This is a genomic window from Pseudoalteromonas sp. 1_2015MBL_MicDiv (assembly GCF_002407505.1).
Taxonomy (GTDB): domain Bacteria; phylum Pseudomonadota; class Gammaproteobacteria; order Enterobacterales; family Alteromonadaceae; genus Pseudoalteromonas; species Pseudoalteromonas fuliginea.
The window spans coordinates 1,074,767-1,092,193 of record NZ_CP012737.1; the positions used below are offsets into that span (position 1 = coordinate 1,074,767).

Annotated in this window: 19 protein-coding genes and 1 tRNA gene; 11 read left to right on the forward strand and 9 right to left on the reverse strand. The window is 37.5% G+C overall.

What is annotated here, in order from left to right; all coding sequences use genetic code 11:
- From AOR04_RS04825 to AOR04_RS04835, 3 genes are all read right to left on the reverse strand, one after another.
- Positions 1–384: a DUF3019 domain-containing protein gene (locus tag AOR04_RS04825; protein ID WP_008136943.1), complete on the reverse strand. Its 384-nt coding sequence runs from the start codon at positions 382–384 to the stop codon at positions 1–3.
- The gene (locus AOR04_RS04830) at positions 374–1,231 is read right to left on the reverse strand and encodes a MipA/OmpV family protein (RefSeq protein WP_007377789.1); all 858 of its coding nucleotides are present in this window, start codon (positions 1,229–1,231) and stop codon (positions 374–376) included. The genes AOR04_RS04825 and AOR04_RS04830 overlap by 11 nt, the downstream gene beginning before the upstream one ends.
- Before the next feature lie 92 nt (positions 1,232–1,323).
- The gene (locus AOR04_RS04835; protein WP_007377788.1) at positions 1,324–2,127 is read right to left on the reverse strand and encodes a hypothetical protein; all 804 of its coding nucleotides are present in this window, start codon (positions 2,125–2,127) and stop codon (positions 1,324–1,326) included.
- A gap of 114 nt (positions 2,128–2,241) precedes the next feature.
- Between AOR04_RS04835 and AOR04_RS04840 the strand changes: the two genes are divergently transcribed.
- Together AOR04_RS04840 and AOR04_RS04845 are read left to right on the forward strand one after the other, a co-directional pair.
- Complete coding sequence (locus tag AOR04_RS04840) at positions 2,242–3,399, forward strand: serine hydrolase domain-containing protein (protein WP_096792671.1); 1,158 nt, start codon at positions 2,242–2,244, stop codon at positions 3,397–3,399.
- On the forward strand, positions 3,392–3,895 hold the full coding sequence (locus AOR04_RS04845; RefSeq protein ID WP_096792672.1) for a SixA phosphatase family protein: 504 nt from the start codon (positions 3,392–3,394) through the stop codon (positions 3,893–3,895). The genes AOR04_RS04840 and AOR04_RS04845 overlap by 8 nt, the downstream gene beginning before the upstream one ends.
- 78 nt (positions 3,896–3,973) lie before the next feature.
- On the opposite strand, the gene yhbY is transcribed toward AOR04_RS04845, so the two are convergent.
- Positions 3,974–4,270 (reverse strand): ribosome assembly RNA-binding protein YhbY, encoded by a 297-nt coding sequence (gene yhbY, locus AOR04_RS04850; protein ID WP_007377785.1) that lies wholly within the window; start codon positions 4,268–4,270, stop codon positions 3,974–3,976.
- Positions 4,271–4,358: 88 nt separating this feature from the next.
- On the opposite strand from yhbY, the gene rlmE reads away from it, so the two are divergent.
- The 8 genes from rlmE (at position 4,359) to AOR04_RS04890 (ending at position 12,601) form a co-directional block, all read left to right on the forward strand.
- The gene (rlmE, locus tag AOR04_RS04855) at positions 4,359–4,988 is read left to right on the forward strand and encodes a 23S rRNA (uridine(2552)-2'-O)-methyltransferase RlmE (RefSeq protein ID WP_007377784.1); all 630 of its coding nucleotides are present in this window, start codon (positions 4,359–4,361) and stop codon (positions 4,986–4,988) included.
- 66 nt (positions 4,989–5,054) lie between these two features.
- Complete coding sequence (gene ftsH / locus AOR04_RS04860; protein ID WP_033015932.1) at positions 5,055–6,998, forward strand: ATP-dependent zinc metalloprotease FtsH; 1,944 nt, start codon at positions 5,055–5,057, stop codon at positions 6,996–6,998.
- 235 nt (positions 6,999–7,233) lie between these two features.
- Positions 7,234–8,079, forward strand: coding sequence for a dihydropteroate synthase (folP, locus tag AOR04_RS04865; protein WP_096792673.1), 846 nt, complete (start codon positions 7,234–7,236; stop codon positions 8,077–8,079).
- Positions 8,079–9,419 carry a phosphoglucosamine mutase gene (gene glmM / locus AOR04_RS04870; RefSeq protein WP_096792674.1) on the forward strand — a complete coding sequence of 447 codons (1,341 nt, stop codon included), beginning with the start codon at positions 8,079–8,081 and terminating at the stop codon, positions 9,417–9,419. The genes folP and glmM overlap by 1 nt, the downstream gene beginning before the upstream one ends.
- An 81-nt stretch (positions 9,420–9,500) precedes the next feature.
- A complete protein-coding gene (gene tpiA, locus AOR04_RS04875) occupies positions 9,501–10,250 on the forward strand; it encodes a triose-phosphate isomerase (protein ID WP_096792675.1) in 750 nt (249 codons plus the stop codon).
- A gap of 1 nt (position 10,251) precedes the next feature.
- The gene (secG, locus tag AOR04_RS04880; RefSeq protein WP_007377779.1) at positions 10,252–10,605 is read left to right on the forward strand and encodes a preprotein translocase subunit SecG; all 354 of its coding nucleotides are present in this window, start codon (positions 10,252–10,254) and stop codon (positions 10,603–10,605) included.
- Positions 10,606–10,684: 79 nt separating this feature from the next.
- Positions 10,685–10,769: transfer RNA gene (locus tag AOR04_RS04885), tRNA-Leu, on the forward strand.
- Between the two features lie 206 nt (positions 10,770–10,975).
- Positions 10,976–12,601 (forward strand): methyl-accepting chemotaxis protein, encoded by a 1,626-nt coding sequence (locus AOR04_RS04890; RefSeq protein ID WP_033023762.1) that lies wholly within the window; start codon positions 10,976–10,978, stop codon positions 12,599–12,601.
- Between the two features lie 83 nt (positions 12,602–12,684).
- Here the strand turns inward: AOR04_RS04890 and AOR04_RS04895 are convergent, their stop codons facing one another.
- Complete coding sequence (locus AOR04_RS04895; protein WP_096792676.1) at positions 12,685–13,092, reverse strand: phosphate ABC transporter substrate-binding protein; 408 nt, start codon at positions 13,090–13,092, stop codon at positions 12,685–12,687.
- Positions 13,093–13,104: 12 nt separating this feature from the next.
- Positions 13,105–14,130 carry a porin gene (locus AOR04_RS04900; protein ID WP_232525510.1) on the reverse strand — a complete coding sequence of 342 codons (1,026 nt, stop codon included), beginning with the start codon at positions 14,128–14,130 and terminating at the stop codon, positions 13,105–13,107.
- Positions 14,131–14,191: 61 nt separating this feature from the next.
- On the opposite strand from AOR04_RS04900, the gene AOR04_RS04905 reads away from it, so the two are divergent.
- Positions 14,192–15,289 (forward strand): ISAs1-like element ISPsesp1 family transposase, encoded by a 1,098-nt coding sequence (locus tag AOR04_RS04905; RefSeq protein WP_096792602.1) that lies wholly within the window; start codon positions 14,192–14,194, stop codon positions 15,287–15,289.
- 5 nt (positions 15,290–15,294) lie between these two features.
- Here the strand turns inward: AOR04_RS04905 and AOR04_RS21560 are convergent, their stop codons facing one another.
- The 3 genes from AOR04_RS21560 to AOR04_RS04915 form a co-directional block, all read right to left on the reverse strand.
- Complete coding sequence (locus AOR04_RS21560) at positions 15,295–15,462, reverse strand: hypothetical protein (protein WP_157770532.1); 168 nt, start codon at positions 15,460–15,462, stop codon at positions 15,295–15,297.
- Positions 15,463–15,845: 383 nt separating this feature from the next.
- Positions 15,846–16,253: a phosphate ABC transporter substrate-binding protein gene (locus AOR04_RS04910; RefSeq protein ID WP_096792677.1), complete on the reverse strand. Its 408-nt coding sequence runs from the start codon at positions 16,251–16,253 to the stop codon at positions 15,846–15,848.
- Positions 16,254–16,265: 12 nt separating this feature from the next.
- Positions 16,266–17,393, reverse strand: coding sequence for a porin (locus tag AOR04_RS04915; protein ID WP_008136003.1), 1,128 nt, complete (start codon positions 17,391–17,393; stop codon positions 16,266–16,268).
- Positions 17,394–17,427: the final 34 nt, after the last annotated feature.

Here is a 17,427-nt window from a genome sequence, read left to right on the forward strand (position 1 = left end):
TTAAAATAATCGCCAACGGCGTTTCTTTTGTCTGTTTTGATATACCCACTGTAGCTTTACTTCTGTAAGGCTAATAACTTTAGATGTATTACTATCAAAGAGCTCAAATGAGATACTCTGCTGTGAATCAAAAGCATAATTAAAAGTTCCTTCCTTTTGTTTAAGCCAGCATTGCATAATGTACTTTGAGGTCGCATCGCGTAAGCAGTAATTGCCAAACGTTGGCTGATGCCATGTTAGAGTGATATCAGCATAACAGTTTCTTCCTTCCCTAAGTGCGACACAAGTATCTGGAAGCGCAATAAGAGCATTGGGCATTTCATCTGCTTTTGATAAAAATGCCGTAGGGAAAAGCAGAAAAGCACAGACCCATCTAAAATACATAACGTAGGCCTACCTTGGCTTGGTGTTGATATCTTCGAGTAATAATAGGGCTTTCATCAATCTCATTTGAAAACCAAGTCGTCAGCCATCCTGCTAAAAAGACCCAATCTTGGTTAATTGGGTACTCAGCATGGAATTCAAACATCATACTGCTACTTGCATTTGTTCTATAAATTGGACGATCACTCGTCGCTTCACTACTGTCTATACCAAAATAATAATTGGTGAAGTCACTAGAGTAAGCACTCAACCCAACTCCAGTTCTAAACTCCCAGTTACGCCAGGGTAAAATATGGCTAAAAAAGGTATTTACGATCCAGCCATTATGTGTGCCAGAAATGTCATGAAGGTATTCAAAAGAAATTTGTGAGTTTTCAAATCGACGAGTTAATCTGAGTCCGGTATCAAAATCGTAGTTACGTGTTTTTATACCCCTTAACTCATCGATAATGCCATCATTGTATAGACCAAGTCCTTTATCGTTAAAGCCACTTTGAACATTTGTACCTAAAATATCGAGACCCCAATCAAACTTGTCTATCAGGCTGTAACCTACAACAAGGCCGCCACTTAGTTGATTATGATCAAAGTCGAGATAAAAATTTTCATAAGATAGGGCAAGTGTTAAGTCAACCAGCATTCCATGGTCATAAGAGTCGACACCTATTAGGTAAGAGTCACCGATATGATAACCAACACCAGCGCTCCAATCCCATGCAAAACCTTGAGTTGGCTCTAAGGTGTTATCAGCATAATAACGATTACTTGCCATACTTGAAGTACTAAAAATACTCATACATAGGAGTGTAATGATAAAAAAAGTATAATTAAGTAAAGCGTTTTTCATCTCAAAAGAGCCTAATTATTATATGTTATAAAGCGTAGTATATTGTTAATACGTTCCTTAAATCTGTAAAAAAATGTAGCAAACATTAGAAATTACTGAACTTTAATTTTATCGATTAATATACTGCTTAAATAAAATTGCATCATGGGGGTTAATGCACTTATTTCTGTACGATTACATGGACCGGTAAGCTTTGTTAAGCTTGATAACTTAGATAGTGTTTTGTAGCTAGGAATTTGTATTTCTTTACCTAACCTTGCTAAACGTGCCTCTTCTGTATTTTGCTGGTGGATAAAGGCAACAACTTCTAATTCATTCGTAATTTTTTGTTCTTCATTAAAACTATACACTAGCGGCTCACGATGAAAGCTTGCGCTGTCGATTGAAGACTTAGCAAACCAGACAATGTCGCCAGACTTTTTATGAGTTAGACGCATGCTGACTTGAGCAAAAATAGTGGCACATTGTTGAATTGGGTACTGTTGGGCAACCTCTGTATAAAACGAAAAGGGTTTTTGTGGCTGTTTAATTAAATATTTTGTATCGTCTGTAAATGACAAATCAAGCTGCTGTATAGTAAGAACATAGTCACTATTATTTTTTGTCGTTACTTTTAATGCTTTGTCGTTTAATGCTTGGCTTATTTGCGATAATAGTGTGTCTGTTAGGCTTGCTTTGTCTGAAATTATCTTAACAGTTTGATTTTTTATAACTTTATGCGCAGGTAATTGAACAGATTTAACTTTTGGTGACGAATGAGTCGTTTCATATTCAAGCTGGTATGTTTGGCTTTTTAAGTTAGGCTTCAACGGCATAGCCAAAGGCTCCGCTGGTTGTTTTGTGATAACACACCCGCTTAAAAATAAAATAAAAAGTGACACAACTAAAAAACGCATAAGTACTTCACACCCACTAAAAATACAATAATCGTCGTATTGTACGTTAGTCCAAACAAAACTTCATGATATTATGTACCTAGATGTAGTTTAAAAAGATAAAAATTATAAAAAATGAAGTACCTCCCCCCTGTATTGTATAGCCTTTTAGCGCTGTGTTTATTGCTTAGCTCAATAGATGTCGTAGCAAAAGCGGATCCCGGTTGGGATTCATTTGTAAAAAAGTACGGTCGCTATGCCGAAAAGAAACTAAAGAGTAAAGGTATTCCCGGTGCGGCATTATCGATAGTTAATATTCAAAATAGTGACTACATTCATCCGATAGGAGCTACCAAAGCACGTAATGGGCAAAGTGTTGATGCTCATACTCGTTTTAGATTGGCATCTGTGTCTAAAACCTTTGCAGGTTCGTTAGCTGCAAAGCTAGCCTCTGACGGTATATTAAGGTTAGATGAACCAATAAGTAATTATATTCCAGAGTTCAAAAACACAGTGTATGAAGATGATTTAAAAGTATTTCACCTTTTAAGTCACTCAAGTGGTTTAGTACCAAATGCATACGATAACTTAATTGAGTCGCGTATGCGCTACCCCGATATTGTTGAAAAGCTACTTAGCGTTAAGCCAATTTGTGAACCCGGACAATGCTACGGTTATCAAAATGTAATGTTTAGCTTAATTGACGATGTGATTTTTCACGCTACAAATAAAAATTATTCCCAATGGTTAAGTAAAGCTGTTTTTTTACCTCTGAAAATGGCAGATGCCAGTTTAGGTTATGATGGTATGGTAAAAGATAAAAATTTTGCACTCCCTCACGTGCGTGGTAAAAAGCGTTGGTATACTGCTAAACTTAAAAAAAATTACTATAAAGTAGGGCCCGCAGCAGGTGTTAATGCCAGTGCTAGTGATATGGCTATTTGGTTAAAAGCGCAACTAGGACAATACCCTGATGTTCTATCGCTAGATGCGTTAGCAAAACAAACACGTCCTTATACACATACAAAAAAAGAACTGTATCGCAGGGTGTGGAAAAAGCATCTTAATGAAGCATATTACGGCTTAGGCTGGCGTGTTTATAACTACGCGGAAGAAACGCTTTATTATCATAGCGGGTGGGTGCAAGGCTATAGGAGTGATGTGGTTGTATTTCCTCACTTAAATATTGGTTTTAGCTTAATAGTTAATGCTGAAACTGGCGTAATCAATGAACTAACGACTGAATTCATCGACAGACTATTAGAATACAAACGAGGTAAAAAATATGAATAATAAAATAATATTAGCAATCATTTTTTTAGTTATGTTATTTAATTGTAGTTTGGCATTTGCAACACCGGATGAAATATATTTGTTTCGTCATAGCGAAAAATTAGCGGGTAAAAATCCAGCGCTCTCAGAGGCGGGAAAGGCACGTGCAAATAATTTAGTTACTTTTTTTAAAGAATATCAAAAGATACATATTTTCAGCAGCAACTATAAACGTACGTTACAAACAGCAGCTCCTTTGCAGGCATATTTTAATATCGACGTAAATGTGTATAACGCAGGTGAGCTAAGTGATTTAAAAAATGAGTTACTAAAACTAAAAGGTGTAGTTGTTGTTATTGGGCACAGTAATACAACACCGCAACTAGCCGAGCTACTTTCGAATGAAAAAGTGCTAGCAATGAGTGAAACACAATTTACTCAGTACTTTATATTAAATAAGAAGCCCAGTAGTACTGGCAGTGAATATGATGTAACCCATCATAAAATGAGTTTTTAATTTAAAACGTTAAATAACAAAAAACCAGCATTAAGCTGGTTTTTTCATTAAACACACTAGGTTACTTAAAATAGTAATTTAGTTACGTGGTAAATGTATTTTTCTCTCAGCACTTTGAAGATAAAGTACAATAGTGTGACCAATTGTTTGTAACTTAGTCGCACCAGTTTCACGTACGATAGCTTCAAAAATAAGAGCTTTAGTTTCACGATCGTCAGTCGGCGCTTTCACTTTAATCAATTCGTGAATTTCTAACGCACTTTTAATTTCCATTACTACGCCTTCGGTTAAACCGTTAGAACCTAGTAAAACTACTGGCTTGAGGCTATGTGCCTGACCTTTTAAAAACTGCTTTTGTTTATTTGATAATGTCATGTTTATACAAATTTTGCTGAATATGGCTTGAATTAAGGGTATTCTACCGCCATCTAAAGAATATTACTAATTAGTTGCGTGTTAATTTATGACAAATAAAAAACAGTCAGCCAGTTCACAGCGATGGCTGAAAGAACATTTTGATGATAAATATGTTCAAGAAGCGCAAAAAAAAGGCTGGCGTTCTAGAGCGGTTTTTAAATTAGATGAAGTTCAGAACAGAGATAAGATACTGCGTCCGGGTATGACAGTGGTAGATTTAGGGGCCGCGCCGGGTAGTTGGTCACAATATTTAGCCGAAAAAGTGGGTGATAAAGGTCAAGTAATAGCATGTGATATTTTACCGATGGATTCCCTTGCAGGTGTAGACTTCTTACAAGGTGACTTTCGTGAGGAGGCTGTATTAAATGCATTATTAAAACGCATTGATGGGAAAAATGTTGATGTGGTATTCTCTGACATGGCACCAAATATGAGTGGTAATAATTCAGTTGATCAAGCTGGTAGTATGTATTTGGTAGAGCTTGCATTAGATATGTGTAGCCAAGTGCTAAAGAAAAATGGTGCATTTATTGTTAAAGTGTTTCAAGGTGAAGGCTTTGATCAATACTTACAAGACGTACGTAATAGTTTTAAAGTAGTGAAGATACGTAAACCTGATGCCTCGCGTGCCCGTTCTCGGGAAGTATATATAGTAGCGACTGGATACAAACTGTAGTACAGTTGCTTGGCGTTTAGTTGAATTTAAATTAATTGGATACAAGAGGTTAACCCCTTGAGCGATATGGCGAAAAATTTAATACTATGGCTGGTCATTGCAGTTGTGCTGATGTCAGTCTTTCAGAGCTTTAATGGTGGCGATCAAGTTGATCGTCAGACAAGCTATAGTCAATTTGTTAAAGACGCCCGAAATGGCTCTATACAAGAAGTGGCAATTGAAAGTACCAGTGGGACAATTACAGGTACTAAAACCAGTGGCGAACGTTTTCAAACGATTATGCCTATTTATGACAAAGATATTTTAAATGACTTATTAAAAAGTAATGTGAATGTGAAAGGTGTAAAACCTGAAGAACAGTCATTTTTAGCAAGTATATTTATTTCTTGGTTCCCAATGATACTGCTTATTGGTGTATGGATATTCTTCATGCGTCAGATGCAAGGCGGCGGCGGTAAAGGCGCTATGTCATTTGGTAAGAGTAAAGCGCGTTTAATGAGCGAAGATCAAATTAAAACAACGTTTGCAGATGTTGCTGGTTGTGATGAAGCGAAAGAAGATGTTACCGAATTGGTAGACTTTTTACGTGACCCTTCTAAGTTTCAAAAACTTGGCGGTAGTATTCCTAAAGGCGTACTAATGGTTGGTCCTCCTGGTACTGGTAAAACGTTACTTGCAAAGGCTGTTGCGGGTGAAGCGAAAGTACCGTTTTTTACAATTTCTGGTTCAGATTTTGTTGAAATGTTTGTAGGTGTTGGTGCATCACGTGTACGTGACATGTTTGAGCAAGCTAAAAAAGCAGCGCCTTGTATTATCTTTATAGATGAGATTGATGCTGTTGGTCGTAAACGTGGTGCTGGTATGGGCGGCGGTAACGACGAACGTGAGCAAACACTTAACCAAATGCTAGTAGAAATGGATGGCTTTGGTGGTAACGAAGGTATTATCGTTATTGCAGCAACTAATCGACCAGATGTATTAGACCCAGCATTACTTCGTCCAGGTCGTTTTGACCGTCAAGTAGAAGTAGGTTTACCTGATATTCGTGGCCGTGAGCAAATACTTAAAGTACACATGCGTAAGGTGCCATTAGGCGATAACGTTGAAGCGGCACTTATTGCAAGAGGTACCCCAGGTTTCTCCGGTGCTGATTTAGCAAACTTAGTAAATGAAGCTGCACTTTATGCCGCACGTGGCAATAAGCGTGTTGTAAGTATGGCTGAATTTGACGCTGCTAAAGATAAAATCATGATGGGTGCAGAACGCAAAACCATGGTGATGAGCGAGCAAGAAAAAGCAATGACTGCGTATCATGAAGCAGGTCACGCAATTGTGGGCCGTATGGTTCCTGAACATGATCCAGTTTACAAAGTATCTATTATTCCACGTGGCCGTGCGCTAGGTGTAACAATGTACTTGCCTGAACAAGACCGTGTTAGTCATTCAAAAGAGCTTTTAGAATCAATGATTTCTAGCCTTTACGGTGGTCGAATTGCTGAAGCGCTTATTTATGGTGCTGATAAAGTAACAACAGGTGCGAGTAATGATATTGAACGAGCTACAGATATTGCTCGTAAAATGGTTACACACTGGGGTTTAAGTGAAAAGCTCGGTCCGTTACTTTACGCTGAAGATCAAAATGAAATGTATATGGGTGGCGGCGGCAGTCGTGCATCTAGCATGTCAGACGACACAGCAAAGATAATTGATGCAGAGGTTCGATTACTTTCAGATCGTAACTATCAACGAGCAGAAGAAATATTAAAAGAAAACATTGATATTCTTCACTCAATGAAAGATGCCCTGATGAAGTATGAAACTATTGATGCTAAGCAAATTGATGATTTAATGGCGCGCCAACCAGTGCGTGAACCGCGTGATGCACATGACCGCCATGAAGCAAAACCGGTAAAAGCTGAAGAATCTCAAGAGCCAGTTAGCGATGAAAGTCAAAAATCGGATGATTCATCGAAAAAAGATGAAACAAACCTTGATGATAAAGCTGAATAATCGTTAAAATAGCGAATGAAAGCCCCGTACTTCGGGGCTTTTTTGTATCAGTTATTTATACCAATTTTATTGATGGATGTTCATTCTAGCGAATTAAATAACTCACTAACTTCGCTGAGAAATTATTTATATAGAATAACTATATGTCATAATTCCGCCTTGTAATTAAGCTATTTACTTATCGCTATAATAGATCATTAATTTAATTTTATTGGAAAAAGAATAAAGGTTGGCAATGACTAACATATTAAAGCTTCCCAGAGGACGTACGCTTAATATTGAAAAGCCCGTTATTATGGGAATATTAAATGTAACGCCGGATTCATTTTCTGATGGTGGGCAGTTTTTAGACCCAACAATAGCACTGAAACGTGCAATGCAGTTATTGGATGATGGTGCGAAAATTGTAGACATAGGCGGAGAATCTACCCGCCCCGGCGCACCAAATGTGAGTTTGAAAGATGAACTTGCCCGCGTAATTCCCGCTATTAAAGCAATACGTGAGCACAGTGATTGCGTTATTTCAATTGATACCAGTAAAGCGCAAGTAATGGAACAAGCAATACTCGCAGGGGCTGATATAGTCAACGATGTAAGAGCTTTGCAAGAATTAGATGCGTTAGAAACAGTTGCGCACTATGAAGATGTAGCAATTTGTTTAATGCATATGCAAGGGCAACCTCGCAGTATGCAATGTGCACCTCATTATGATGATTTGTTTGCAGATATAAATATGTTTTTTAGTCAACGTATTAAAGCCTGTGAAACAGCCGGGATTAAGTTTGAACGACTTATCCTAGATCCTGGTTTTGGATTTGGAAAAACGCTTAACCATAACTATCAAATATTGGCTAAGTTTAATGATTTTAATAAATTGGGTTTGCCATTATTGGCTGGTTTATCTCGTAAATCGATGATAGGTAATTTATTAAATAGAGAAACAAGTGAGCGATTGGCAGGTAGCTTAGCAGGTGCGCTAATCGCGGCGCAAAATGGCGCAAAAATTATTCGCGTACATGACGTAAAAGAAACCGCAGACGTGCTTAGTGTATTACGAGCCTGCGAACAAGGAATACAATAATGAAAGAAAGAAAATATTTTGGCACTGATGGAGTGCGTGGATTAGTTGGTACAGCACCTATTAACCCTGAGTTTGCTATGAAATTAGGTTGGGCAGCAGGGCGTGTTTTATCTCTGGGTGGCACTAAAAAAGTAATTATTGGTAAAGATACACGTATCTCAGGTTATATGCTTGAAACAGCACTTGAAGCTGGGTTAATTGCCGCAGGTATTGACGTCGTGTTACTTGGCCCTATGCCAACGCCTGCTGTTGCCTATTTAGCGCAAACGTTTCGTGCGGAAGCGGGAATTGTAATTAGTGCATCACACAACCCTTATTACGATAATGGTATTAAGTTTTTTAATGGACAAGGCCTAAAGCTAGCTGATTCCGTAGAGCTTCAAATAGAAGCGATGCTTGATGAGCCAATGACTTGCGTTGCATCTGATAAATTAGGTAAAGCATCTCGTTTAGTCAGTGCAGATGGTCGTTACATAGAATTTTGTAAAAGTCAGTTTCCACAAGGTTTGTCATTAGAGGGTCTCAAAGTCGTCGTTGATTGTGCTAATGGTGCTACATATCATATTGCTCCTTCTGTTATGCGCGAACTTGGTGCTGAAGTAATTACCCATGCGTGTGAGCCAAATGGCGTAAACATAAATCATGAATGTGGTGCTACACACGTAGATACACTTAAACGTAAAGTACTTGAATTTAAAGCAGACGTAGGTATTGCTTATGATGGTGATGGTGATCGCGTTATGATGGTTGATCATAATGGCCGTGTATTTGATGGTGATGATCTAGTTTATATAATTGCGTGTCAAGCAGCCCAAGAAGATAACTTAGGTGGTGGCGTAGTTGGGACTGTTATGTCTAACATGGGTCTTGAAAATGCTTTAAAAGCCAAAGGGATTGAGTTCGCACGTAGTAAAGTAGGCGATCGCTACGTTATGGAATTACTGCAGCAGAAGGGTTGGAAAATTGGTGGGGAAAGCTCGGGCCATGTTCTAAATCTAGATTTGATCAGTACCGGGGATGGTATTATTTCAAGTCTACAAGTATTGGCTGCAATGGTTGCACAAAACCGCACTCTACAAGACTTAGGTGCAGGCTTTACTAAATACCCAATGAAAATGATTAACGTACGTTATACACAGGGAACTGATCCAACGAGTACAACAGAGGTCCTTGCAGCTGTTGCCGAAGTAGAGAAAAGCTTAGGTGATAAAGGGCGCGTTTTACTTCGTAAATCAGGTACTGAGCCTGTTGTGCGTGTTATGGTTGAAGCAGAACAAGAAAAAATAGTGCTTGATAGTGCGCAAAAAATTGCGACAGTTGTCGAATCTATGAGCAAATAAACTGATTGATAACAATAACCTCTTGTAACTTTGGGCGAGAAAAGTTAATATCTCGCCCGCTTTCTAATGTGGAGTGGAAAAATGGCAATACGCAAGCCAATGGTCGCAGGCAACTGGAAAATGAACGGTTCGTTAGAGCTAATTAAACAAATGTCTGGTGCCATCAACAATGTTAAATCAAAAGAGATAGACATTGTCTTATTTCCCCCGTTCCCATTAGTATCATCAATGGTTTTAACCGGAGTCTGTACAGGAGCGCAAACTGTTTCTGAAAACGAACCAGGCGCCTTTACCGGTGAAGTTGATGCGAAACTTATTAAAGATTTAGGCGCGAAGTACGTGCTAGTAGGTCATTCAGAACGACGTAGTATTTATAATGAAAGTAATACTACGGTCGCTGAAAAATTTGCTCGAGCTCAAAATGTTGGTCTCATTCCAATCTTATGTGTGGGTGAAAGTGAAACAGAGCAAGAAAATGGTAAAACTGAGCTTGTCGTTTCTACACAAATTGATGCAATAATTAATAAATTAGGTGTAGCGGCACTAAAAGATTCTGTGATAGCATACGAACCCGTTTGGGCCATCGGCACAGGTAAAACTGCATCGCCAGAACAGGCACAAAACGTTCACAAATTTATCCGTGATAAAATTGCTTCATTAGATGGCAATTTAGCACAAGGGCTTACCATCTTATATGGTGGTAGCGTTAATGAAAAAAATAGCGAATTATTATTTGCACAAACAGATATAGACGGTGGCCTAATTGGTGGTGCTAGTCTAAAAGCAGATTCATTTATTGCAATTTGTAAAAGTGCAGAAGGAACCGTATAAGATGTACGAAATTTTATTAGTAGTTTATTTAGTTGTTGCCTTGGCATTAGTTGGTATGGTTTTAATCCAACAAGGTAAAGGCGCAGATATGGGCTCTTCATTTGGTGCCGGTGCGTCTGCTACTGTTTTTGGATCGTCAGGTGCTGGTAATTTCATGACGAAAACAACGACAAGTTTGGCAACTGTATTTTTTGTTTTAAGCATTGTTTTAGGTAACCTTACTGCGGGTCAAATTAAAAAGACTGACGAATGGGAAAATCTAGAAGCAGCGCCTGCAGTTGAAACAGTGTCTCCTGTAGAAGAGGATGTTCCTGTAACATCTACGAAAGAGAAAAGCTCTGACGTACCAAATTAATTTAACTTAAATAAATGTTAGACGATTTATATTCCTCATTTAAATCATTAAGTTTAACACTTAAGCGAAAGCTTGAAATGCGGATGTGGTGGAATTGGTAGACACGCCACCTTGAGGGGGTGGTGCTTTAGGGCGTGGGGGTTCAAGTCCCCCCATCCGCACCAAATTTAATAAACCAGTAACAGCAATGTTACTGGTTTTTTTTTAATAAAAATAATTTTGATTGTTTTTCGAACTACTCAGCCTGTTTTTAAATTATTTCATATAAATTCGCGAAAAATCACAAAAAACTAGAAATATTACAAATATAGTTAACACTTATGGTTATTAAGCCGATAATAGTTATAGACAATAAAATAAGGTAATCAATATGGCCGCAGGCTTCTCTTTTCAAAACCTAAGCATAACTAAAAAAATACATGCAATAACATGTATTGCAGTTTTGGCTTTTTTAGCGATCGTTCTGATCAATTATTTTGCAATGAATGATAATAGGATATCACTTAATGAAATGGAGAGCTCTACATACAAGGTTGTTAAGCTTACTTCAGAAAATGTTAGTACTTTAGAAAAGTTAGACGAGCTTTATACTCAAGCTGTCACATTCGGTGAGCAAGACCTTGTTGTTAAAGCAAGTGACACTTATAAATTGTTAGAAACGAATATTAATTTAATTGAACAGATAAATGAATCCTATATAAACAGTGAGACAAAAAAGCAGTTAGCTAATTATGAAGAGATATCTTCGATTATTGCCAATGGGATGGTTAGTGGCACTGCTGATTTTAGTAAAATTCAACAGCAAGCTCAGTTAAAAACATCTCTTTATAACGAGGTCTTAAGTAATTTTAAAAGTGCGCAACAAAAAGCAGACAATCGTTTTTTTGAACTTGTTACTAGTACCAAAGATCGTTCTGACTATGCATTAACTTTAATGCTAGTCGTATCCGTCGTATCGTTAATATTACTATTATTTATGGCCGTTTGGATTGCCAGAGGAATTGGCTCGTCAGCTAGTGATGCTGCAAATAACTTAAGCTTATTAGCAAGCGGTAAAGGCTCTCTTAGTACACAATTAAAAGTAAGCTCTGAAGATGAAATAGGGCAAGTATCAATTAACTTCAATGCGTTTATTACTCTGCTTAGAGAAACTGTACTTGAGGTTATTGCCGTGTGCGAACCTTTGATGGAAAATTCTACGCGACTTGTTCAGGGGATGGAGCAAGCTGAGCGTGCCACAACGAAACAAACTACCGATGCTGAAATTGTTAAGCAATCAATGGAAGAAATGAAGCAAAGCGTTGGTGATATCTCTCAATCAGCCGCTAGTGCTTCCCATGCAGCTGAAACAGCAGAAAAAGAGGTCGAACAAAGCAGAACTCAAGTACAGATGTCAGTAACTGCATCTCGCACGCTTAGTAATGAAATAAACCAAGCTGCTACTACAATAAATAAACTGGCGGATGATACAAAAAATGTATCACAAATATTGAATGTAATTACTTCTATTGCAGATCAAACTAATTTACTTGCACTTAACGCCGCCATTGAGGCAGCTCGTGCTGGTGAGCATGGCCGTGGTTTTGCTGTTGTAGCTGATGAAGTTCGTGAATTAGCATCTCGTACAGCACATTCGACCAATGAAATACGCGAGTTATTAGGTGCATTAACAACGGCTGCTAATGAATCTGTGACAGCGATGACTTCGGCAAGAGACATGGCTACTGATAATGCGACCGCAGCAGAAAAAACAGGGATTTCTATTGAAAAAATTGCAGAGCAAATGCTCGAAATAAATGGAATGAACTCTCAAATAGCTGCTGCTACGGAAGAACAAACCTCTGTAGCTGCAATGGTAGTAGAAAACGTATCGAATATGCACGTATCGTTTGAGGATACCATGGACTCATTATTGGCAGCACGTGATGTTGCTAAAAACCTTCATTACCTATCAGATAACTTATTAGATGCAACAGCTAAATTTAGAATAGAGTAGTAATACTTTTAAGTAACTATATTTATTAAAACTAAAAAAACCACAATTAAAAATAATTGTGGTTTTTTTTATTCATCAGTAAATTAAAATTTACCAACTACCTTTACGCTATCATTGACCTTTGCACTATCAACATAACCTATTGCGTCGTTGTTTGCTGCAACAAAGTCGAGTACTGCTTGATCATTATCTAGCTTTTCAGGAGGGGTTCCTTTACCTGTAAATACCAGCTTTGACCAATAGGCATTGAGCTGACTACTCGATTTACCAACAACCTTATCATTAAACTCATCGGCAACACTATTGCCATTTTGGTTTACTGGATTCACTTTCGCACCATTATCAAATGATTTACTTTTACCTAAATAAATCTTTTTGATTGTATCTGCATCAAGGTTACTTGTATTACTCGCATTTACGATAACAGCTACCTCAGCAGAGGCGCTGATTGAGTATAATGTTAGTGCACTGGCTAAAATTAACTTCTTCATGGTTTGCTCCAATTAAAATACTAGGTCTATGCCTACAGCAATAACATCAGTTTCTGTATCTGTTATGTCATCTTCAAATCGACTAAAATCTATTTTAAATGCAGCAGAAGGGTGGAAGTCGTATCGAGCACCAATAGTGTAAACATTACTTTGTGCACGAACACCTTCTAAAGCGCCATTCACTGCGGCATTAAGACTTGGAATCGCTTGAATTTTATCAAAACGAGAAGAATCATGTTTATCGTCATTGTCTTCATAGGTGAAATGAATGATGACGTCATCTAATCTGTAACCTACTGATGCATAATATTGAGATTGCTCAGCTAAAATACTGTTCTCAACTTCAAGCTGTGTGTATTCTGCATCAAACAAAATGTCGTTGTAGTCAATTGAAAAACCTAAACCAATGAATGTGCTATTATCTTCATCAATAGCTATATCATCCGCTAGGCTAGTCAAATTACTTGCTCTAAGTATATCTTCCAGGCCGTTCAATGCTGCGCCTGTTGAGTCATTTGAATCAAGCTCAAAAGAGGTTTCAGCAACTAAGTAAGCTGCACGGAGGCTTAACCAATCGCGAGACATTGTCCAGTTTATACCTGCAAAATTGTTTAACTCGGCTTTATCGTTAGCACTTACAGCATCAATTTCACCATCAAAACCACCGTAAATAACCTGTAGGGTTGAATCCCAATCACCTAATTGAGTGTTGTGTAGTAGACTTAAGCCTTCATAAGTTGAAAATGGAATGTTGTAAACAGATTGTGGAGGCCTAACCCATCTATAGGCATAGCCTACATCAATAAAGTCAGAATAACGGTAAAAAGGAACTCGCATTTTACCTGCGCTTAACTGCAACTCATCTGAAAACTCATAAGTAACATATGCCCACTCAAACTCCGCGTCGAAATCATTATCACCACGGGCTACAATTTGAGCTGTTGCGCTTAACTTATCTTGCAAATCCGCAGATAACTGCAGCGCAAATACACTTTCGTTTTTAAACGAAATGTTGTCGTCATACCAGGGCGGGATCACACTTTGTAAATAAACAAATTTTATGATCTAATACCATAAATTTAATCACCTTAAACTTATTATGTCACTCTTCTCACATTTAGAACTCGTCAAAGATAATCGTTCACATATAAATCAACACCATAACTTAGTTGATGTGCTTTTTCTTATTATTACTGCCGTTACATCAGGGTGTGAAAACTGGCAAGATATTGAAGTCTATGGTGAAAGTAAGCTTAATTGGTTAAGAGGATTTCGTTCTTTCAAAAATGGCATACCCACTCGACATAGTATTGCTCGGATTTTTAGAACCGTTGATACTGACTCATTACTACTCGCGATGTATAGCTGGGTCAATCAAAACCGCGTTAAATCAGCGCATCCTGTCATTGCCTTCGATGGCAAAACTATTCGCGGAGCAAGTAAACACATTGCTGATAAATTACACCTCGTCTCAGCATTTGATTGTGAGGCAGGTCTCACATTATTCCACCAAACAGTTGGCAGTAAGACGAATGAAATACCGGCAGTTCGGGATTTATTGAAAATACTCGATATCAATAACACCGTCATTACACTTGATGCTTTGCACTGCCAAAAAGAAACGCTAAAACAGCTAATTAGCAGACATGCAGATTATCTAGTGCAAGCAAAGGGTAATCAAAAGAAACTTTATAGCGCGATTCAAGATGCATTTACACACCAGTATGAATCTGAAAACTCAGAGATACTTAGTCATGTAACACAAGATGCAGGGCATGGGCGAAAAGAAGTACGCACGATAGATTGTCTTGATGCGCGTTTATTACCGAGTGAAATTAAAGAGAGCTGGCCATCAGTTAGGACAATCGTTGCGGTGCAGCGAGAGCGAACGAAGGGTAATAGAACGAGTATTGACACACATTACTACCTAACATCGTTGACAGACAATATATTGATAAGTAAAGCAATAAGACAACATTGGCTGATAGAAAATCAGCAACACTGGATACTGGATGTCGTATTTAAAGAAGATGCCTGTCAAATAAATGAGCCATTAAGTGCGCAACATATGGCACTATTTAGACGTGTCGTTAGGAACATGATAAAGCAGCATACGAAAAGCAAGGGGTCAATAAGAAGTAAGTGTGTAAGAGCTTGTTATGATGATGCTTTTAGAGAAGAACTTCTTTTTGGTTAACATTTTTAACAAAGTATGCTCGCGCCCTGGTCGTCATACCCATATAATGTGCTATCACTATCTAGGCTTTTTCCGCCAACAATTGATGCAAATCCATTTATTCGTACTTCAGCACTTGTATAACTTGATACTAAAGCTGCACATACCGCTACTGCTACAGATAGCTTTTTCATATGTATTTCCTGTTTAATTTAAATGTTGATTTCATTTTCATTATAGGTACTTATTTAAAATATATCTAATAAATAGAGACGTTTATAATATTATATAAAATATAAGCGCTTCTTTTTAAAGGTGATAATAATAATTATACGAATTGTTGTTATTTGTTATATTAATAATGTGACTCCCGACACAGGATAAGTATTGACGATTAATATTGTTGGGATTATTGAGGTTTTAATTAGTTGAAAATGGAAGGTCATTCAATGACAAAAAAAATTGTAACTTAGCAGGCTAAGTTACAATTTTTGTATTTTTTGTTAATTCATATTTTAAATATGTGTATTGCTAACGCTGTTTTATATCGGATAAGCACTTAACAATAAAGTTAGTCTCAAAACTTTCCAACGACCTTGACTTTATCATTTACTTTCCCACTTTCGACATAACCTATAGCATCACCATTTGCTGCGACAAAATCTAGCACTGCTTGGTCGTTATCTAATTTTACAGGGGGAGTCCCTTTGCCTGTAAATATAAGTTTCGACCAGTATGCATTAAGTTGGTTACTCGATTTTCCAACAACTTTATCATTAAATTCGTCGGCTATTGCATTGTCATTTTGATTTACCGGATTGACCTTTGTTCCATTGTCAAATGACTTACTTTTTCCTAAGTAGATCTTTTTGATTGTGTCCGCATCAATATTACTTGCGTTGCTCGGATTAATAATAACGGCTACTTCTGCAAATGTGTTGATTGAGCACAATGAAAATACGCCAGCTAAAATAATTTTTTTCATCATTTGCTCCAATTAAAATACTAAATCAACGCCGACAGCAACAACATCAGTTTCAGTGTCTGTTATGTTATTTTCATATCGGCTGAAGTCAATTTTAAAGGCTGCTGAAGGATGAAAATCATAACGAACACCTATTGTATAGACATTATCTTGGGCATTGAATGCATCAAAAGAGCCATTAATTGCAGCGTTTAGTGCAGGGATCTCTGGTATTTGATCATAGCTTGATGAGTCATTAGCATCATCATTATCTTCATAAGTAAAATGAACAATTATTTCATCCATTCGATAACCGATAGATGCATAGTATTGTGTTTCTTCTGGTAGTAGGCTGTCACCTGGGTTTAACTTAGTGTATTCAGCATCAAAAAGCACATCATTATAATCTATAGAAAAGCCTAAAGCGTAAAACCGTGCATCTTCTTCATCTATATCTAAACTTTTTGCTTGCTCGACAAGACCATTTTCGTTCAATGTCGCTAATAAGCCATATAGTGAGCTATCGGTTGATAGCTCTGTAGATGACTCTGCCTGTAAATATGCTACTCGCGCACTAAACCAGTCTCGTGTTACAGACCAGTTAATACCAGTAAAATCATTTAATATAGTTTTAGAAGCAGAGCCGTTGAGGTTTCCATCATACGATCCATAAATAAGTTGTAATGAAGAGTCCCAATCACCCATTTGAGTATCATATAGCAAGCTTAATCCTTCATATGTTGAAAAAGCAATGCTATATACTGATTGTGGGGGACGTACCCATCTATATGCATAGCCTACATCTAAAAAATCAGAGTACTTATAAAATGGAGCTCGCATTTTACCTGCGCTTATTTGTATTTCATCGTTTAATTGATATGTTAAATAAGCCCATTCAAAATCGGCATCAAAATCATTGTCACCACGAGCAACAATCTGTGCAGTGGCTGTTAATTTCTCTTGTAAATCCGCTGATAATTGTAATGCAAAAACACTTTCATTTTTAAATGATATGTCGTCGTCATAACCATAAATAGTTTGCTCACTATCTAGACTTTTTCCGCCTATAATTGATGCAAAGCCATTAATTCTTACTTCGGCATTTACATAGTTTGTTGCAATCGCGCAACAAACCGCTACTGCTACTGATAGCTTATTCATGTATGTTTCCTACTTGTTGTTTAAATGTTAATTC